Here is a 17,611-nt window from a genome sequence, read left to right as displayed (position 1 = left end):
AATTGTGAATGAAGCCACAAATGTAAATCAATACTTGTAAAAACCTTGGCCGGTTTTGCGGCCCAGTTCCCCTTTTTCCACGAGTGCTGCCTGCAGGGCGCCGGGCTTGAACCGCGGTGCTTCGTGGAAGGCTTCGTAGAGCGATTTCGTAACGGCGAAGTTGACGTCGTTGCCGATGAGGTCCATCAGCGCGAAGGGCCCCATGCGGAAGCCCGCGGCTTCCAGGAGGCGATCGATCGTTTGCAGGTCTGCCGCCCCCGATTGCGCGATTTCCATCGCTTCGAGGTAATAATGCCGGGCCACGCGGTTCACGATGAAACCCGGCGCGTCTTTCACCTGTACGGGCGTTTTTCCCATGTGCTGCACGAGTTGGTACAGCAGCTGCGCGATGGCAGGATCCGTTTGTGCGGCAGACACGATTTCCACCAGCGCCATCAGTTGCGCGGGGTTGAAGAAGTGCATGCCGGCCACCCTTTCCGGATGGGGGATTTCCGCTGCGATGGCGGAAACGGATAAGGAAGAAGTATTGGATGCAAAAATGGTGGTAGGAGGATTGTGTTGCGCCAGTTCGCGGAAAAGCGAAACTTTCACCGGCACCTTTTCCACGATGGCTTCGAAGATGAGATCGGCCCGGCAATCGGCGATATTGTGGCAGGGCGTGAGCCTTAGGAGCGTGGCGTCTCGGTCTGCGGGTTTCAGCTTGCCTTTTTCAACGGCTTTGCCGAGGTTTTTGCGGATCATGTCCATCCCCGCGGAAACGGCTTCGGGCTTCACGTCGAACAGTAAGGTGGGGAACCCTGCTGCTGCGGAAACCTGTGCTATCCCGGCTCCCATGGTGCCGGCGCCGCAAACTGCTATCTGTCTGATGTCGGATACTTGTAACATAAGGAAGATCGTTTTGGGGAGCGTAGCGGAAAGGAAAACGGCCGCCCCTGGAGTGGAGCGGCCGCGTTGCGATATGTTTATCGTGCGCCCTGGAACTGTTTGAGGAAGCGCAGGTCGTTTTCGGAGAAAAGGCGAAGGTCTTTGATCTGGTACTTCAGCATGGTAAGCCTTTCGATGCCCATGCCGAATGCGAAGCCGGTGTATTTCGACGAATCGATCCCGCAGTTTTCGAGCACCTGCGGGTGCACCATGCCGCAACCGAGGATTTCCACCCAACCGGAATGCTTGCACACGCTACAGCCTTCGCCGCCGCAGATGAGGCAGGAAATGTCCATCTCCGCACTGGGCTCCGTGAAGGGGAAGTACGAGGGGCGGAAACGGATCTTGAAATTCTCGCCGAAGAACTCCTGTACGAAGTAATACAGCGTTTGCTTGAGGTCGGCGAACGAAACGTTCTCGGCCACGTACAGCCCTTCGATCTGGTGGAAGAAGCAGTGCGCGCGGGCGCTGATGGTTTCGTTACGGTATACGCGGCCCGGGCAGATGATGCGGATGGGGAGCTTTCCTTCTTCCATCACCCTCACCTGAACGGAGGAGGTGTGGGTGCGCAACAGCCAGTCGGGGTTGTTGTGCACGTAGAAAGTGTCCTGCATATCGCGGGCCGGGTGGTTTTCTGCGAGGTTGAGGGCGGTGAAGTTATGCCAGTCGTTCTCGATCTCGGGCCCTTCGGCAACGGTGAAGCCCAGCCGCTCGAAGATGCGGATGGCTTTATTGCGGACTATGCTGATGGGATGGCGGGTACCCAGGCGATAAGGCTCGCCGGGAAGGGTAAGGTCCAGCTGGTCGGCCGCGCCGCCCACTTCATCTTTCAGTTGCTCGAATTCGGCATACTTTGCTTCCGCTTCTACTTTGAAAGCGTTCAGGATCAGCCCGAATTCCTTCTTCTGATCGTTCGGAACGTTTTTCATCTCCCCGAAAAGGGCCTTCACGATCCCTTTGGTGCCGAGGAATTTGATACGGTACTGCTCCAGCTGTTCCGCGTTTTCGGGGCGGAAAGCCGCAATTTCCTGTTTATAAGCTTCTATTTGCTGCACGATTGGCTCCATAGCCGACAAAGATAACGCTGCCGGAAGAAATTTCCTTGCCGGATTTTATGGAATCCGCAGGCGGGCGCATCTTAGCTTCAAATCCTCCCCATTATGCAAGAATACATTCCTGTGATCCTGGCCGGCCTGCTCACCGCCTGCGCTCCGGCAAGGCCTGAAGACGCCCGCGAGGTGGCCATGCGCGAAGTTCGTGTGGCACAGATCGCCGCCGCCAGCGGCTATCAGCAGCAAAAGAAAGATACCTCCCTTCTGCCGAAAGTGCAATTCGCACCACCGCCTCCACCGAAATCCGCCGCGGGGGTCGAGCGCGACAAACTGGACGGCAAGCCTGTCGTGAAATTTACCCCGCCCGTAGTGCGGAAAGACATGCCACAAAAGAAATCCATCATCAAAAAAGTGAAAGTGGATGAAGCTACCGGCGAAGTGAAATTGTATGACGCGAACAACAAAGATATTACCGGGCAAATTTCTCCGAGAACGAAGAAAGTGAAGTTCATCAAAGACGCGTCCGGCGGTGGAAAGGTGCTCGACGAAAACGGCAAGGAAGTCAACGACATCCCGCCTCCGCCGCCGCCCGTCCAGTTCAGGAAGCCGGCCGCTCCTCCCGCCGCTGGGAAGAAGGTTCCCGGCATCGCGGACCCGAACGGCGAACACAACAGGGAAATCCCTCCCCCGCCACCGCCGCCTGCTAAAAAAGGAACGCCGGCCGCGTAATGCACCAGCAGAAAAGTTATCAACGGACAATCATCGTACAGCTACAGCGTTAGCCCCAACACCTCAAGATATCATCCCTTTCCCATCCCTGCCCCCGTCCTGCCCGCAGTTACCGCCATCGCTGCGGGAGGGATGGGCTGGCGGGGAGAATCGTCAGGACATTTGCGGCGCCCGCCATCGCCGGCAGGCCGGAGCGATCCGGCCTTTTTTTATTCGAATACCACCGTTTTGTTGCGATACACGAACACCCGGTCGCTGAACACCAGTTGCAGCGCATGCGCCAGTACCGATGTTTCGATCTCCTTTCCGGCTTTCATCATGTCTGACGCCGTATAATTATGGTTGACGGGGATCACCTGCTGCGCGATGATGGGCCCTTCGTCCAGCTGGTTCGTCACGAAGTGCGAGGTGGCGCCGATGAGCTTCACGCCTCTCTCGAACGCCTGCCGGTAAGGATGCCCGCCCGCGAACGCCGGGAGGAACGAGTGGTGGATGTTGATGATCCGCTCGGGATAGGCCGCCACGAATTCCGGGCTGAGGATCCGCATGAACTTGGCCAGTACGATGAAATCCGGCCCCTCCGCATCGATCAGCTCCCGGATACGGCTTTCGAAATGGGATTTGTCGCCCTCCTCATGGGAAACGAGGTGGAAAGGGATATTAAACCGCCTGCAGATATTTTCCAGGTGGGGGTGATTGCCGATAACGCATTGAACGGTAGCGCCCAGGGTGTTGAACTGGTTGCGGACGAGGATGTCTGCCAGGCAATGGTATTCCCGCGTCACCAGCACTACGATCTTTTTATCGGGCCGGGGGTTGATGCTCACCAGCGCGTCTGCCGGAAGCACTTTCCGGATGGAGGACTCCAGGGCCTGAGGGTCCGTTTCATTGTCGGCCGCTATCCGCATAAAAAAACGGTTGTCCGATTTGTCGACGAACTCCCGCAAAGACACGATGTTCAGTCCCGCCGCGGCCAGGATCGCCGACACATCCGCCACCAGGCCAACCCGGTCTTTCGATTGAATAAGTATGATCATGGTCCGCCTAAATTAATCATTCGTAACGCTTGTTCATAACGGTACGCGGATTTTTGCCGGCCAAACGGCCCCTGGCGCCGGGGTTTTCATTGCCGGAGAGCTCCCCCGCCGTTGCCGCGATATTTTCGACCTCAGCCGATTCGAATATCTCTCCAATAAAGAAATCGCCGCCCGCCTGGGCATTTCCGAAAAAACGGTGAAGGCGTGCCGCCCCAATCGTGGCCGGAATACTATTTCCTGTTCCCCATCCCTTCCGGTCAAACCGTTCTGAATCCCAACCTCGGGCAAAACCCCGGGTAGAAATAAAACCAGATTTTTCATGGCCGGTTACGCGATTGACCGGCCTTTTTTTATCTTTTCAACATGAAAAAGCACTTTTTGACGGCAGGGATGCTGCTACTCGCATCCCTCGGCCTGGCGCAGCAAAAGAAACCGAACATCGTTTTCATCCTTGCAGACGACCTCGGTTACGGCGACCTCGGCGCTTACGGCCAGCAAAAGATCAAAACGCCCAACATCGACGGGATGGCAAAAAACGGCATGCGCTTCACCTCGTTTTACGCCGGCACTTCGGTATGTGCGCCCTCCCGTTCCAGCCTCATTACGGGGCAGCACACGGGCCACACCTACGTTCGCGGCAACAAGGAAATCGAGCCGGAAGGCCAGGAGCCACTGGCAGATACGGTCCAGAGCATGGCCACACTCCTCAGGCAGGCCGGCTATGTGACTGGCGCCTTCGGGAAATGGGGCCTCGGCATGGCAGGCACCACCGGCGCGCCCGACCGTAAAGGCTTCGATAGATTTTACGGGTACAACTGCCAGCGGCAGTCACACCGCTACTACCCCACCCACCTGTGGGACAACGATAAAAAAGTTGTGCTCGAAGAGAACGACCTTACGAAGAAAGTCCACTACGCGCCGGAGTTGATACAGCAGCAGGCGCTGGCTTTCATCGAAGAGCATAAAAATAAACCGTTTTTCCTGTTCATACCGGTAGTGTTGCCGCACGCGGAGCTGCAGGGGCCGGAAGACGAGTGGTATAAAATGTACGATGGCAGATTCACCGAAACGCCGCACAAAGGGAACGGTTACGGGCCCGGTGCTGCCATTGCCGGGTACGCTTCGGTGGAAAAGCCCCACGCCACATACGCGGGCATGGTTTCGCGGATGGACGCGTATGTTGGACAGGTGATCGCGAAATTGACCGAGCTGCACCTCATCGACAATACCATTATCATTTTTACGAGCGATAACGGTGCACATACCGAAGGCGGCGCCGATCCCGCGTTCTTCAACAGCAACGGCGGCCTGCGCGGCACCAAGCGCGACCTGTACGAAGGCGGCATCAAAACACCCTTTATCGTACAATGGAAAGGCAACGTAAAAGCCGGTTCCACTTCCGGCCACATCGGCGCTTTCTGGGATGTGATGCCTACGCTCGTGGAAATTACCGGCGCTCCCGCGCCGAGGTTCACAGACGGCATTTCGTTCCTGCCCGCGCTGAAAGGCAAAGGCCGCCAACCGAAACACGACTACCTGTACTGGGAATTCCACGAAGGCGGAGGCCGGCAGGCCGTGCGCATGGGCAAATGGAAAGGGATAAAGCTCCAGGTGAAGAAAAACCCCAACGCGCCGATTGAACTCTACGATCTCGAAAATGACCCTGCAGAGAAAAACAATATCGCCGCGCAACACCCGGACATCGTCCGGAAAATCGGGGAGAAAATCAACGAAGCGCACGTTGAATCACCGGTATTTCCGCTGTTGACAGGCAAATGACGATATAAACCCCGGCCGCCCGAAACCCGCTGTGGACCGGGCGGCTGGGGTTCTTGTCCAGTGGTTTTGTGAAAATAACAACACTATATGTGAAAATATGCGCAGAATGCAATCCGCTTATTTCTGTAATATTATACCGCGTACGTAGTACTCATTTAACCAATCGAAAACGGTAGCAGTGGACAATAACATGTTATGGATCAACCAGGATCTGGAGCTGTTGCGCCAGGTAGCGGAGGGGGATGAACATGCATTCACGACCTTGTACCACCGTTACGAAGCACACATTTTACAGGTAGCCGGCCTGTACGTAAAAGACCGCGACGCCGCGCGCGAAATCGTTCAGGACGTTTTCCGCAAATTATGGGAAAACCGCGACAGGCTCGCCGAAGTCCGCGATATGCGGAACTACCTCTTCATCATCGCCCGCAATCTTATTTTCAACCAGTTCAAAAAATCGGCGCAGGAAACCGCCGCACAAAAGGAATTGCTCTATAACGCCGATCTTTCCACCGGCGGCGCAGATTTCCGCGTCCTCAACCGCGACTGTGAGCGCATCCTCCACACCGCCATCAACAGTCTTCCCCCGCAACGCAAACGCATTTACCAGCTCGCCCGCGAAAAAGGGATGAGTTATGAAGAAATCGCGCACGAACTGCGGATTTCCCGGTTCACGGTGAAGAACCACATGGCCCAGGCGCTCCAGTCCATCCGCCTGTACCTCCTCCAGCACCTGCACACCCTCGCCGCCGCCATCGGGCTGTTGATGGGGTGGTAAAAAATATTTTTCCGCGGAATAGTCCGACCCCTTCTTTCAACTGTCTTTATCCCAAAGGCGCAAAAGTCAAGTCCAAGCAAATGACCGAACCCGAATTTTTGAAACTGCTTTCCCGGTATAAAAACGGCCGGCTGTCTCCCCGCGAGGAGGCTGAATTCGCCGAAGCCGCCGCTTCCGGCCGGTTCGACGAGCTGGTGCAGCACGATGTGCTCAGGGCTTTGTCGCACCCGCCCGCATCCCGAAACGGGATCGTGCGGTTGCTGGGCGCCTGGCGGTATAAAGCCGCCGCGGCGGCGGTCCTCATCGGCGGCATTTCGACTTTCTTCGCCATGAAACTGCTGCAGCACGAAGGCGCCGGCCAGCAAAACCCGGCTTCCGTGGCCGAAGTGTTGCCCGGCTCCAACAAAGCCATGCTCACCCTGGCCGACGGCTCGGTCATAGAACTGGACAGCACCGGCGCCGTGAAGATCCCCCCCCAGGGAAGCGCCAGTATCAGCGCGGCCGGCGGACAATTGAGCTACGACGCCAATTCCATCAAGGCGGCGCCTGCTTTCAATACCCTGCGCACGCCGCGGGGCGGACAGTTCAAAGTGATCCTGTCTGACGGTACGAAAGTCTGGATGAACGCCGAATCCTCGCTCACCTATCCTACCGCCTTCAGCGACGATTTCCGCGAGGTGGAGCTGAAGGGCGAGGCATTTTTTGAAGTGCAGAAAGACGCCCTGCGCCCCTTCCGCGTGAAAGCCAGCGAGACAACGGTAGATGTGTTGGGAACGAGCTTCAACATCATGGCATATCCCGAAGAAAAATCGGTAGACGCTACCCTGGTACAGGGCGCAGTGATCGTGAAAGGAAATGGCGGGGCGAAACGGCTGCTGCCGGGAGAACAGGCCGTGGTGACCGGCGGCGCTACGCCGGAAGTGAGCGAGGTAGACGTAGAGGAAGTGCTGGCCTGGAAGAACGGGCTTTTCATTTTCCAGGATGCAGACCTGAAATCGGTCATGCGCCAGCTGGCCCGGTGGTACGATGTGGAAATCGAATACCAGGGCCGCCCGTCAGACATGAAACTAAATGGAGCAGTATACAGGAATTACAGTCTGTCGCAAGTATTGACAGTACTGAAAGCCACAGGATTACAGTTTAAGATTGAGGCCAGGAAATTGATCATCATCACTTAAAGAACAGCAACATCCGGAATTAGCATGAGCCGCCGTGGGTAAACCATACCACGGAAAGGAAAAACTATTACTTACAAACAGGAACAACGCCAGGACAACTGCGGGCAGGCGCCCGCGGAAGGGAGTTTTATTTCATCAACAAAAACAAATCCACATGAAAACGTAATGAACACGTCCCTGCCCGAAACAAAAAAGCCGGAGGTGCTGGTAACACCCCCGACCCTGATTGCCGGGCATCACCTAAATCATCATTAGCTGCGATTCATTAAACAACACCCAAACACTGCAAAATTATGCATTTGTACTTGAATGGACATGCGCCGGATGGTCCGGGGCGTGCCGCAACCAAAATCTGGAAGGTTATGAAGATGACCGCTTTTTTGCTCCTTATCGGATTCTTACATGTCAGCGGCGAAGCTTTGCCGCAAAATATCACGTTGGTCATGAACAAGGCGCCGCTGCGAAAGGTGTTCAAGGAAATCCGCAAGCAGAGCGGCCACCTGTTCCTGTACGACGACAAGCTGATCAACGCCGGCCAGAAAGCGGACGTTTGGCTGAACAACGTTCCCCTGAAACAGGCGCTGGAGCAGATTTTTGAAAACACCGGCCTCGAATTCGAGATCGTGGAAAAAAATATCGTGCTGCGCCGCCAGCCGATACCCGTACTCCGGTACTTCCCCGCGGCGGATACTTCCGTGGTGCCCGAAGTGACCGGCAAGGTGACAGATGAGAAGGGCGAGCCCCTCATCGGCACCACCGTGATCGTGAGAGGATCGAAACAGGGCGGCGTGGCAGACGAGAACGGCGTGTTCCGCCTGCGCAACGTGAAGAAAGACGCGGTGCTGGAGTTCCGGTTTACCGGGTACGCCAACCGCGAAGTGAAGCTGGACGGGCGAAGCGCCCTTTCCATTACCCTGGACATAGATAACAGTAAGCTGGAAGAAGTGGTGGTAGTGGGATACGGCGCCCAGAAGAAAGCGAACCTCACCGGCGCGGTAGACCAGGTGAGCGGGAAAGACATCGAAGACCGGCCCGTTACCCGCATCTCCCAGGCGCTCCAGGGCATGGTGGGCAACCTCAACATCACGTCCACCTCCGCTGGCGGCGCCCCCAACGCCACACAAAACATCAACATCCGCGGTTACACGGGCATGGGCACCACCGGCGGCCCGCTCATCGTGGTAGACGGGGTTCCCGGCGGCGATATCAACGCCATCAACCCCAACGATATCGAAAGCATTTCCATCATCAAAGACGCGGCTTCCGCGGCGATCTACGGCTCCAGCGCCCCCTACGGCGCATTGCTGATCACCACCAAGCAGGGGCGGAAAGGCGCAGCACCGAGGATCTCGTATAACAACAACCTGAGCTGGGCAACACCCATCAACCTGCCCCAAATGCTCAATTCCCTCGAATTCGCCGAGCTCTATAACGAAGCCTTCACCAACGCCAACCGCGCAAAAGCCTTCGACGACGCCACCATCCAGCGGATCAAGGATTACCAGAACGGCACGCTGAAAGACGAAACCATCAAATCGCCCACCGCCAACAACTGGCAGTCGTGGGGCGGCGGCAACGCCAACAACGACTGGTTCAAAATATATTTCAAAGACGCGGCTTTCAGCCAGCAGCATAACGTTGGCGTAACCGGCGGCGGCAACAAATCCACCTACTACATAGGCCTGGGCTACAACGACCGTGCAGGGATGTATAATTTCGGCGACGACAAGTTCAAACGCTACAACGTTCGCGCGAATATGAGCAGCGAGCTCACCAACTGGATGGCCATCAACCTCAGGAGCTCCTTCACCCGCGAAGCTTTCAATTCGCCCAACACCTACGGCAGCCGTACCGGCGGTAACTACATGCACCAGATCGGCCGGAAATGGCCCACGGTGCCCCTGATGAACCCCGACGGACAATACTCCGAAACCAGCGACGTGCTCCTGCACCTCAACGGCGGCCGGCTCAACCGCGTGAAAGACGGGACTTTCCTGACAGGGGAATTCGTGTTCAATCTCGCCAAAGGATGGACGCTGACGACGAATTACACCTTCGACGGTTTCCGCCAGGGCGAAACCAACCATACCAAAACCGTGGTCCAATACCTGCCCGACGGCACCACCGGTAATATCGGCGGCACTTTCCCGAACGGTTTCTCCCGGTCAGACATCAACAACGAACACCACGTCCTGAACGCATTCTCGAGCTACGAGCGCGGCATCGGGAAACATAACTTCAAAGTACTGGGCGGTTATATCCGGGAACTGACGTCTTACACGACCTTCGGCGCCAGCAACAGCCAACTGTATTCCGACAACATTCCCGCCCTGAGCCTCGCTTACGGCGTGAGCCCGTCGATTTCCGATTTTGTGCGGAAACTGGCGGTGGAAGGGTTTTTCGGAAGGGCGAACTATTCGTACGACGATAAATACCTGCTGGAAGTGAACGGCCGGTACGACGGGGCTTCCCGCTTCCTGAAAGGTTTCCGCTGGAAGTTCTATCCCGGTGTTTCCGCCGGCTGGAACCTGCACCGCGAAAACTTCTGGCAACCGGTCGCGAAAGTAGTGAATACCTTCAAGATCAGGGGTTCTTACGGCCAGCTGGGTGACCAGGCGTTTATCGATGCCGTGATCGGCGCCCCCAACTATTATCCTTTCTATCCCAGCCTGGGCACTACCCGGCCTACCAGCACCAACTGGCTCTTCGGCGGCGCCCAGCAGGCGATGGTTTCGCAGCCCGGGCTCGTGAACAACGACCTCACCTGGGTAACCACCACTTCCCTCAACCTCGGGATAGACGCGGCGTTTTTCGATAACAGGCTGACGACTGCCTTTGATTGGTACGTGCGGAAAGCGAATAATTTCGCAGGCCCTTCGCAGATATTGCCGCAGGTGCTCGGTACCGGCGTGCCTTCCGCGAACAATACCGACATCGAAACGCGCGGCTGGGAACTGATGCTCAACTGGGCCGATAACATCGGCAACGTAAACTACCGTGTACGCGGCGTGGTGAGCGATTACCGCGGCAAAGTGCTCCGTTACCCCAACCCCACGAACCTCATCACCAGCTGGTATGCCGGCGAAACAATGGGCAATATCTGGGGATACACCACCATGGGCTACTTCCAGACAGACGATGAAGAATCCAAAAGCGCCGACCAAAGCAAGATTTCCGCGGCGAACTGGACGGCCGGCGACATCCGCTACGCCGATCTGAACAACGACGGCGTTATCGACTGGGGCAACAATACGCTGGGCAATACCGGCGACCGCCGCGTGATCGGCAACACCACGCCCCGGTACGCTTATAGCTTCATCGGCGAAGCAAACTGGAAAGGGTTCGATTTTTATCTGTTCATGCAGGGTGTCGGTAAGCGCGACGCCTGGGTAGGTTCCAACTACTTCTGGGGCATTAACGGAGACGAATGGCAAAGCTCTCCGTTCACCGTGCACCGCGATCGCTGGTCGGCCTCCAACCCCGGCGGCTACTTCCCGAAATTCTACATGAGCGGCGAAAACGGGAAAAACACGCAGCAGCAGACGAAGTACCTGCAAAACGCTTCGTACCTGCGGATCAAGAACGTGCAGCTCGGTTACACCCTGCCGGGGAACCTCATCCGCCGCATCAACGCGCAGAAAGTTCGGATGTACGTGAGCCTGGAGAACCTCGCCACCTTCACCAGCCTGGTGAAAACGATGGACCCCGAACTGTCTATCGGCGATGCCAAGATCTACCCGCTGCAGCGGACGTATTCCCTGGGTTTGAATGTTAGTTTCTAAGCAAAAAAATTGAAGACAATGCAATTGAAAAATATCATCGGCATGATGGCCCTTTCGTTGGCGGCACTGACGTCCTGCACGAAAGACTTCCTGGAGCGTGCGCCCGAAACAAGCATCAGCGAAGCGGAATTCTGGAAAAGCACCAACGACATGAAGTTGTACGTCAACAACTTCTATAACAACTCCTCGCTCATGCCCCACTACGGCCTGGGCGCTTTCGGCACCATCGGCATTTATGGGCTGGACGCCGACCAGGGAAGTGATAACATGATCAATATGGGCGTGAACGGCATGCTCAACGGCGAAAGGACCGTTCCCGCCACCAGCGGCGACTGGAGCTGGGGCAACGTGCGGAACGCGAACTATTTCCTCGCCAACTACGGAAAGGTGCAAGATAGCTGGGACAACGTAAAACCCTACGTCGGCGAAGCCCTCTTCTTCCGCTCCATGATGTATTTCAACCTGATGAAAAATTACGGGGCGCTGCCCTGGATCGGCACTCCGCTGAAGCTGACCGATACCGCCATGCTCTACGGCGCCCGCCTGCCGAGGAACCAGGTGGCGGATTCCATCCTCAGCGACCTGGACAAGGCGATCTCCTATCTGCCGTCCAAAGCCAACGCGCAGGCATCCCGCGTGTACCGGGAAATGGCCATGGCTTTCCAGGCCAGGGTGGCGCTCTACGAAGGTTCCTGGGAGAAATACCATGCAGGAACGCCTTTCGGCGTCACCGGTTCTACAGGTGCAAAATATTTCCAGAAAGCCGCCGATGCTGCACAAGCGGTCATGAACAGCGGACTTTTCACGCTCGATAACGTAGGCGCCACAGACGGATACTGGAGACTTTTCAACCAGTCGGACTACGGCAGCAGCAAGGAAATCATGTTCTGGCGCAAATTCGACGTGGCACTGGGGCTGCATCATAACTGGCACCGCTACACGACCAGCGGCGCCGGCCGCGGCCTGACGAAGAACCTGGTGGACGCGTACCTCTGCACAGACGGTTCCCCGATTGCGCTGAGCACCCTGTACAAGGGAGACGATTCCATCAACCGCGTTGTCGCCAACCGCGATCCGCGCCTGGAGCAAACGATGTACGTTCCCGACGGAAAACATATCATCACGAGCAACCAGCCCGCCGGCGCGCCGAACGTGATCTTCGAGATACCCTCGTTCAACCAGGCCAACGAAGGCAAGCCCGCCACCGGTTACCAGGTTTACAAAGGCCATAACACCGATTACAACCAGCAGAACGCCGGCAACCTCGGCACTACCGCCGTGATCTATTTCCGGTACGCGGAAGTGCTCCTCATCTTCGCGGAAGCCAAAGCCGAACTGGGGACCCTCAGCCAGGGAGATGTTGACATCACCATCAACAAGCTCCGCAACCGTGTGGGCATGCCCGGACTCACCCTCAGCGCCATCGCTGCCGATCCCAACTGGGAATTCCCCGCACTGGGGCCGGTCATCAACGAAGTACGCCGCGAAAGAAGGGTGGAACTGGCCTGCGAAGGCTTCCGCCGCGATGATATCTTCCGCTGGGCCGCGGCAGACGAGCTGATCGTCGGCAAAAAGCCACAAGGTGCGAAAAAAGACCAGTGGACGACGCTCATTCCCGCAAATCTGCTCAATTCGTACCCGGTAAACGATCAGGGCTACATCGAACTGTTCAAAAACATCGCGTCGATGGCCAACGGTTACAAGTTCCGGGTAGACCGTGATTACCTGTTGCCGTTGCCAACGAACGAACTGACGCTGAATCCCAAACTGGGCCAGAACCCGGGTTGGCCGCAATAAGCCGTTAGTAGCTACTCTTCTTCATGCCCTGTTCGTTCCGATGGCGCTCTGGCAGCGGTTTTGCTGCCGGGGCGCCTTACCCGGGACGTAACCCCGCCCGCTTGTTCACTGCGGTTTCAAAGCGCCTTCGGGCGCTTTTTCGTTTTTTACCGTGATTTGTACAACATTGCCCGGATTTGTCCATTGGCCGCCGTGCTTTTAAACAATAGCTTCGCTGGATTGTATTCATTGAACGAAAACCGAACAACCATGGAGAATAATTTCGACGTTATCGTCATCGGTTCCGGGCCCGGAGGCTATACGGCCGCCATCCGCGCCGCCCAGCTGGGCAGCAGCTGTGCCGTCATCGAGAAGTACCCCGTGCTGGGAGGCACCTGCACCAATGTAGGCTGCATCCCTTCCAAGGCCATGCTCGACAGCTCCGAGAATTTCGATATCATCCAGCATAAAGTCGCCAAACAGGGCATACACGTGCGCGGCGTGGACATTAATTTCGGGGAAATGACAGAGCGGAACCGGCATGTGGTGAAGCAGAATAACGACGGGCTGGTTTATCTCATGAAGAAGAACAGAATCCAGACCTTCTACGGCACCGGTTCCATCGGCAAAGGAAAAAAAGTAACGGTCAAACAGGCCGACGGGAGAACGGTGGAGCTGACGGGGAAGAACATCATCATCGCCACCGGCTCCAAACCCTCCACCCTGCCGGGTATCGGGATCGACAAGGAGCGTATCATCACTTCAACCGAAGCATTATACCTCAAGGAAATGCCGAAAACGATGACCATCATCGGCGGCGGCGTGATCGGGGTGGAAATGGCGTCCATCTTCCACCGCATCGGTGTGAAAGTGACGGTCCTCGAATACGCGAAAAGCCTCATCCCCACTATGGATGGCGAACTGGGGAAGGAATTGCAGAAAATCCTCGTGAAATCGGGCATCGATATCCAAACGGGATGCGCCGTGAAAGGGGCCGTTAACAACGGGAAAGACGTAACCACCACCTTTACCGGCCCCTCCGGCAAAGACGCCGCCATTACCGCCGAATACTGCCTGGTAGCCGTGGGGCGCCGTCCTTACACCGAAGGCCTCGGCCTCGAAAACACGGGCGTCAAAACCGACGAGCGCGGCCGCATCGAAACGGATGCACAACTGCAAACCGCCGAAGCCGGTATCTACGCCATCGGCGACGTCGTAAAAGGCGCCATGCTGGCCCATAAGGCGGAAGACGAAGGCGTGATGGCAGCCGAAGCCATTCACGGCAAAGCCCATCACATCAATTACAACTGCATCCCCTCGGTCGTATATACCTGGCCGGAAGTGGCGGGCGTCGGCTACACGGAAGAGCAACTCAAGGAAAAAAATATCCCTTTCAACAAAGGCAAGTTCCCCTTTATGGCCAGCGGCAGGGCACGCGCCTCCGACGATACCGAAGGTTTCTCCAAAGTGCTGACCGATCCGAAATACGGCGAAATCCTCGGCGTCCACATCATCGGCGCCCGCGCAGCAGACCTCATCGCACTGGGCGTTTCCGCCATGGAATTCGAGCTCACCGATATCGAACTGGGCAAGATCTCCTACGCGCACCCCACCTTCTCCGAAACGCTCAAGGACGCTTTCCTGGCCGCTTCCGGAAGAGGCGCGATCAATTTCTGACCCTTCGGACCAAAACCAATACTATGAAATGGAAGCGCATTTTCATCGGACTGATCATCGTACTGGCCGTTATCCAGTTCTTCCGGCCCGCCAGGAACCAGGCAGCCGCCCCGTCTGACAACGACATCATCCGGGAATATACCGTGCCGGAAAACGTGTCCGCCATCCTGCAGCGAAGCTGTTACGACTGCCATTCCAACACCACCGTCTACCCCTGGTATGCCAACGTGCAACCGGTGGCATGGTGGCTAGACAGCCATATCCGCAAAGGAAAACGGAAACTCAATTTCTCCGAATTCCTCGGATATCCGCTCAAGCGGCAGGACCATAAGCTGGAAGAATTGATAGAAGTGATCGACGAACGGGAAATGCCCCTGAAATCATATTTGCTGATCCACCGCACCGCGAAACTCTCGGCCGACCAGGTGAAACTCCTGAAAGACTGGGCAAACGGGCTGCGGACAGACATCCAGGCTGAAATGCAACAGGAAGCGCAGGCCGGGATTTGAAGAATTTAGAGGACGGAAAAGCAGGCTTTGTTATGCATGTGCGTTCTCATTAGAAGTATTGACGCTAACCCCCGCGGTATCGAATCGTTCAACGGATTTACGTTTAGGCAGGAATTTTTGATACCAGACTTTATGCATACATGGCTGCTCGATCAATTTAAAGAACAAACCACCGATGATGAGGATCGCCACAGACAGGACGAATGATTTTAATAGCCAGTCAACACAGTAATTACCGCTGATTGGGAGCGTTGCAATAAACCGGCCTGAGATGGATATTAATGATATAGGGAGGTTCCAGCCGGGTTACCCTTCTGAAATAGTAATCTTTCAAATTGGGCAGTTTCGCTAACTGGTGATGTGGTACAAGACCACTGATGCAATAGCGAGAAACCTAAGTCCGTCAATAACCGGGATAAAACTTCCGGATGAAGTTATTCGCTGGAATCCACCCAGTATTCGGGATAATGTTTTTCCCATTTACAATTAGTTCATCTGGTAAGCGAAAATTTGACAAGGCCGGGTCAAAAGGAAAGGAATGATAGCGTGTAGCTCCAACTTTCTAGCATCCGCTAGCGATACTTAACAAACGAGAACGCCAGGTTGTTGGCGCTCTCGTTTTTGGTTGTGGTCCCACCAGGGCTTGAACCTGGGACCCCCTGATTATGAGTCAGATGCTCTAACCAACTGAGCTATAGGACCGGTCCTTCTTTCAGGACAAAAATATATAACAAACTTTATTGGGTGCCCCATTTTCAGGGGATGGCAAAAGTAAATATTTTTTCCGCAAATCGCCTTTATTTTTTGTGCGCAGGCCTCAGTGGCTGCCCTTGCTGCGTTCCAGCAGTTCGCGGATAGTGGCTTTCATGGCCTGCTGCTGCTTTTCCATCTCAATGAGGTACAGCGTCAGTTCTTCTACCTTTTTAACGAGCTGTTTATTGATTTCACCAAGGTCCTGCCCATCTTTTTTGATGGTAGCTGCAGAAGGAATGTCGGGCAGATGGCCGTTTTGGGCAATAAAATGTTCAATGGAAGAGAGCGCCGGGAGCTGGTACCCGGGCAGGAACACGTAATCCGGCCAATCGGCTGCGGCGGTGGAAACTTTTACCTTTTTGGCCAATATAGTACCGTCTACGGATAACTTTTGAGCAGGCGTGCTGGTGCCGATGCCCACATTGCCGTTGGGGAGAATCGCCATGTCGAATCCGTTGCCGTCGCCCCCAAGCGTCAGGCCACTTGCAACGGAACTAAACAATTGTGCGGAAGCCGTCCGGGTGAAACCGATGGCGTAGGCCTCTCCTCCCATGTTACTGCCCACGCCCAGCCGGAAAGTGCCCTGAACGTCGAGCATAGCCACTGGAGTAAGGGTCCCGATTCCGAGATTGCCGTTGGCCAGCAGGGCCATGCGGTAGGTGGCAGGCGCATCGACAGCGTCTGTCGGGGTAGTAAAGAAAAAGAGTCCCGAGGTACTGCCGGTCTGCGTAGCGCCAAGACCGAAATGCTGGGTGGGACCAGGGAAATGAACGGCGTGGCCGATGTTGAACTTGAGGGCTTTCTTCCAGCCGTTGGATGTCCAGCCGATGGGGGAGGCGCCAATTTCGAGGGGGCCGGATGCGGTAAGTTGTGCGAAAGCCGGGCTGCAGGCGAAAACGGTGCCCGCCAATACAATGGAGCGGATAAATCTCATAGGTAAAAAGAATTTGCGACGAAGTTATCGTTTAGCAGCCGTTTTTGGAACTTGAAACGGTTAAATTTGCTTCACCATGCAAGGAATCAGACACATCATTTTCGACCTCGGAGGCGTTATTCTCAACATTGATATCAGCCTCACCGCCCGCGCTTTCGAATCGCTGGGGCTCGACAATTTCGGGAAGCATTACTCACAGGCGCACGTCAGTACCCTGTTCAACGATCTAGAGACCGGGCGCGTTTCCGAACAGGAGTTCGTCGGCAAAATGAAGAGCGTCTTGCCGGAAGGCACTACCGACCAGCAGGTGATCGACGCGTGGAACGCGCTGTTACTGGATTACCCGGTGGCGCGGCTCCAGCTGTTGCAGCAGTTGCGGAACCATTACGACCTGTTCCTGCTGAGCAATACCAACGCGATCCATATGAAAGCGTTCAACAAAATCCTGGAAAGGGAACGCGGTATCCCGTCGCTGGCCGCGTTTTTCGATAAAACGTATTATTCCCACCTCATGGGCTGCCGCAAGCCGGAGCCGGAAGCCTGGCGGATGGTGCTGGACGAAAACGGCCTCAAGCCCGAGCATACCCTGTTCATAGACGACACGCTGCCCAACGTGGAAGCCGCGCGGGCACTGGGTATCCAGTCGGTCCACCTGCAACCGCCCGGCACCGTGCTGGACATCTTCAAGCCGAAAAAGTAAGGA

14 protein-coding genes and 1 tRNA gene are annotated in these 17,611 nt (G+C 55.9%); 10 read left to right on the top strand and 5 right to left on the bottom strand.

Translation table 11 applies throughout. From position 1 onward, the window contains the following. Positions 1 to 27: 27 nt before the first annotated feature. Positions 28 to 885, bottom strand: coding sequence for a 3-hydroxyacyl-CoA dehydrogenase NAD-binding domain-containing protein (locus EJ361_RS12785; protein ID WP_126246006.1), 858 nt, complete (start codon positions 883 to 885; stop codon positions 28 to 30). A 77-nt stretch (positions 886 to 962) separates the two neighbouring features. After that, a complete protein-coding gene (gene pheS, locus EJ361_RS12780; protein WP_126246005.1) occupies positions 963 to 1,991 on the bottom strand; it encodes a phenylalanine--tRNA ligase subunit alpha in 1,029 nt (342 codons plus the stop codon). Positions 1,992 to 2,084: 93 nt separating this feature from the next. On the opposite strand from pheS, the gene EJ361_RS12775 reads away from it, so the two are divergent. Continuing rightward, positions 2,085 to 2,705 carry a hypothetical protein gene (locus EJ361_RS12775; RefSeq protein ID WP_126246004.1) on the top strand — a complete coding sequence of 207 codons (621 nt, stop codon included), beginning with the start codon at positions 2,085 to 2,087 and terminating at the stop codon, positions 2,703 to 2,705. Between the two features lie 209 nt (positions 2,706 to 2,914). Here the strand turns inward: EJ361_RS12775 and purU are convergent, their stop codons facing one another. Further along, positions 2,915 to 3,742, bottom strand: a complete 828-nt coding sequence (purU, locus tag EJ361_RS12770; protein ID WP_126246003.1) for a formyltetrahydrofolate deformylase — start codon at positions 3,740 to 3,742, stop codon at positions 2,915 to 2,917. 49 nt (positions 3,743 to 3,791) lie between these two features. Here purU and EJ361_RS26010 point away from each other — a divergent pair, with 49 nt between their 5' ends. The 8 genes from EJ361_RS26010 to EJ361_RS12730 all read left to right on the top strand — a co-directional run bounded on the left by EJ361_RS26010 (position 3,792) and on the right by EJ361_RS12730 (position 15,221). Beyond that, a complete protein-coding gene (locus EJ361_RS26010) occupies positions 3,792 to 4,013 on the top strand; it encodes a sigma factor-like helix-turn-helix DNA-binding protein (protein WP_126246058.1) in 222 nt (73 codons plus the stop codon). Positions 4,014 to 4,105: 92 nt separating this feature from the next. Further along, positions 4,106 to 5,521, top strand: a complete 1,416-nt coding sequence (locus tag EJ361_RS12760) for an arylsulfatase (protein ID WP_126246002.1) — start codon at positions 4,106 to 4,108, stop codon at positions 5,519 to 5,521. A 190-nt stretch (positions 5,522 to 5,711) separates the two neighbouring features. Continuing rightward, a complete protein-coding gene (locus EJ361_RS12755; RefSeq protein WP_126246001.1) occupies positions 5,712 to 6,299 on the top strand; it encodes an RNA polymerase sigma-70 factor in 588 nt (195 codons plus the stop codon). A gap of 80 nt (positions 6,300 to 6,379) precedes the next feature. After that, on the top strand, positions 6,380 to 7,477 hold the full coding sequence (locus tag EJ361_RS12750) for a FecR family protein (RefSeq protein WP_126246000.1): 1,098 nt from the start codon (positions 6,380 to 6,382) through the stop codon (positions 7,475 to 7,477). Positions 7,478 to 7,839: 362 nt separating this feature from the next. Further along, positions 7,840 to 11,259: a TonB-dependent receptor gene (locus tag EJ361_RS12745; RefSeq protein WP_164714208.1), complete on the top strand. Its 3,420-nt coding sequence runs from the start codon at positions 7,840 to 7,842 to the stop codon at positions 11,257 to 11,259. 18 nt (positions 11,260 to 11,277) lie between these two features. Continuing rightward, positions 11,278 to 13,056 carry a RagB/SusD family nutrient uptake outer membrane protein gene (locus EJ361_RS12740; protein WP_126245998.1) on the top strand — a complete coding sequence of 593 codons (1,779 nt, stop codon included), beginning with the start codon at positions 11,278 to 11,280 and terminating at the stop codon, positions 13,054 to 13,056. Between the two features lie 249 nt (positions 13,057 to 13,305). Next, positions 13,306 to 14,712 carry a dihydrolipoyl dehydrogenase gene (gene lpdA / locus EJ361_RS12735; RefSeq protein ID WP_126245997.1) on the top strand — a complete coding sequence of 469 codons (1,407 nt, stop codon included), beginning with the start codon at positions 13,306 to 13,308 and terminating at the stop codon, positions 14,710 to 14,712. 23 nt (positions 14,713 to 14,735) lie between these two features. Further along, on the top strand, positions 14,736 to 15,221 hold the full coding sequence (locus EJ361_RS12730) for a heme-binding domain-containing protein (RefSeq protein ID WP_126245996.1): 486 nt from the start codon (positions 14,736 to 14,738) through the stop codon (positions 15,219 to 15,221). A 628-nt stretch (positions 15,222 to 15,849) separates the two neighbouring features. Here the strand turns inward: EJ361_RS12730 and EJ361_RS12725 are convergent. Together EJ361_RS12725 and EJ361_RS12720 are read right to left on the bottom strand one after the other, a co-directional pair. Next, a tRNA-Ile gene (locus EJ361_RS12725) sits at positions 15,850 to 15,923 on the bottom strand. Between the two features lie 115 nt (positions 15,924 to 16,038). After that, on the bottom strand, positions 16,039 to 16,908 hold the full coding sequence (locus EJ361_RS12720) for a hypothetical protein (protein WP_126245995.1): 870 nt from the start codon (positions 16,906 to 16,908) through the stop codon (positions 16,039 to 16,041). Between the two features lie 76 nt (positions 16,909 to 16,984). Here EJ361_RS12720 and EJ361_RS12715 point away from each other — a divergent pair, with 76 nt between their 5' ends. Next, positions 16,985 to 17,608: an HAD family hydrolase gene (locus tag EJ361_RS12715; RefSeq protein WP_126245994.1), complete on the top strand. Its 624-nt coding sequence runs from the start codon at positions 16,985 to 16,987 to the stop codon at positions 17,606 to 17,608. Positions 17,609 to 17,611 lie beyond the last annotated feature (3 nt).

It is taken from the genome of Chitinophaga rhizosphaerae, assembly GCF_003958645.1.
GTDB classification, from domain to species: Bacteria; Bacteroidota; Bacteroidia; order Chitinophagales; family Chitinophagaceae; genus Chitinophaga; species Chitinophaga rhizosphaerae.
Note: the sequence above shows the minus strand (reverse complement) of the source record. Positions and strands in the feature narration are given on the sequence as shown.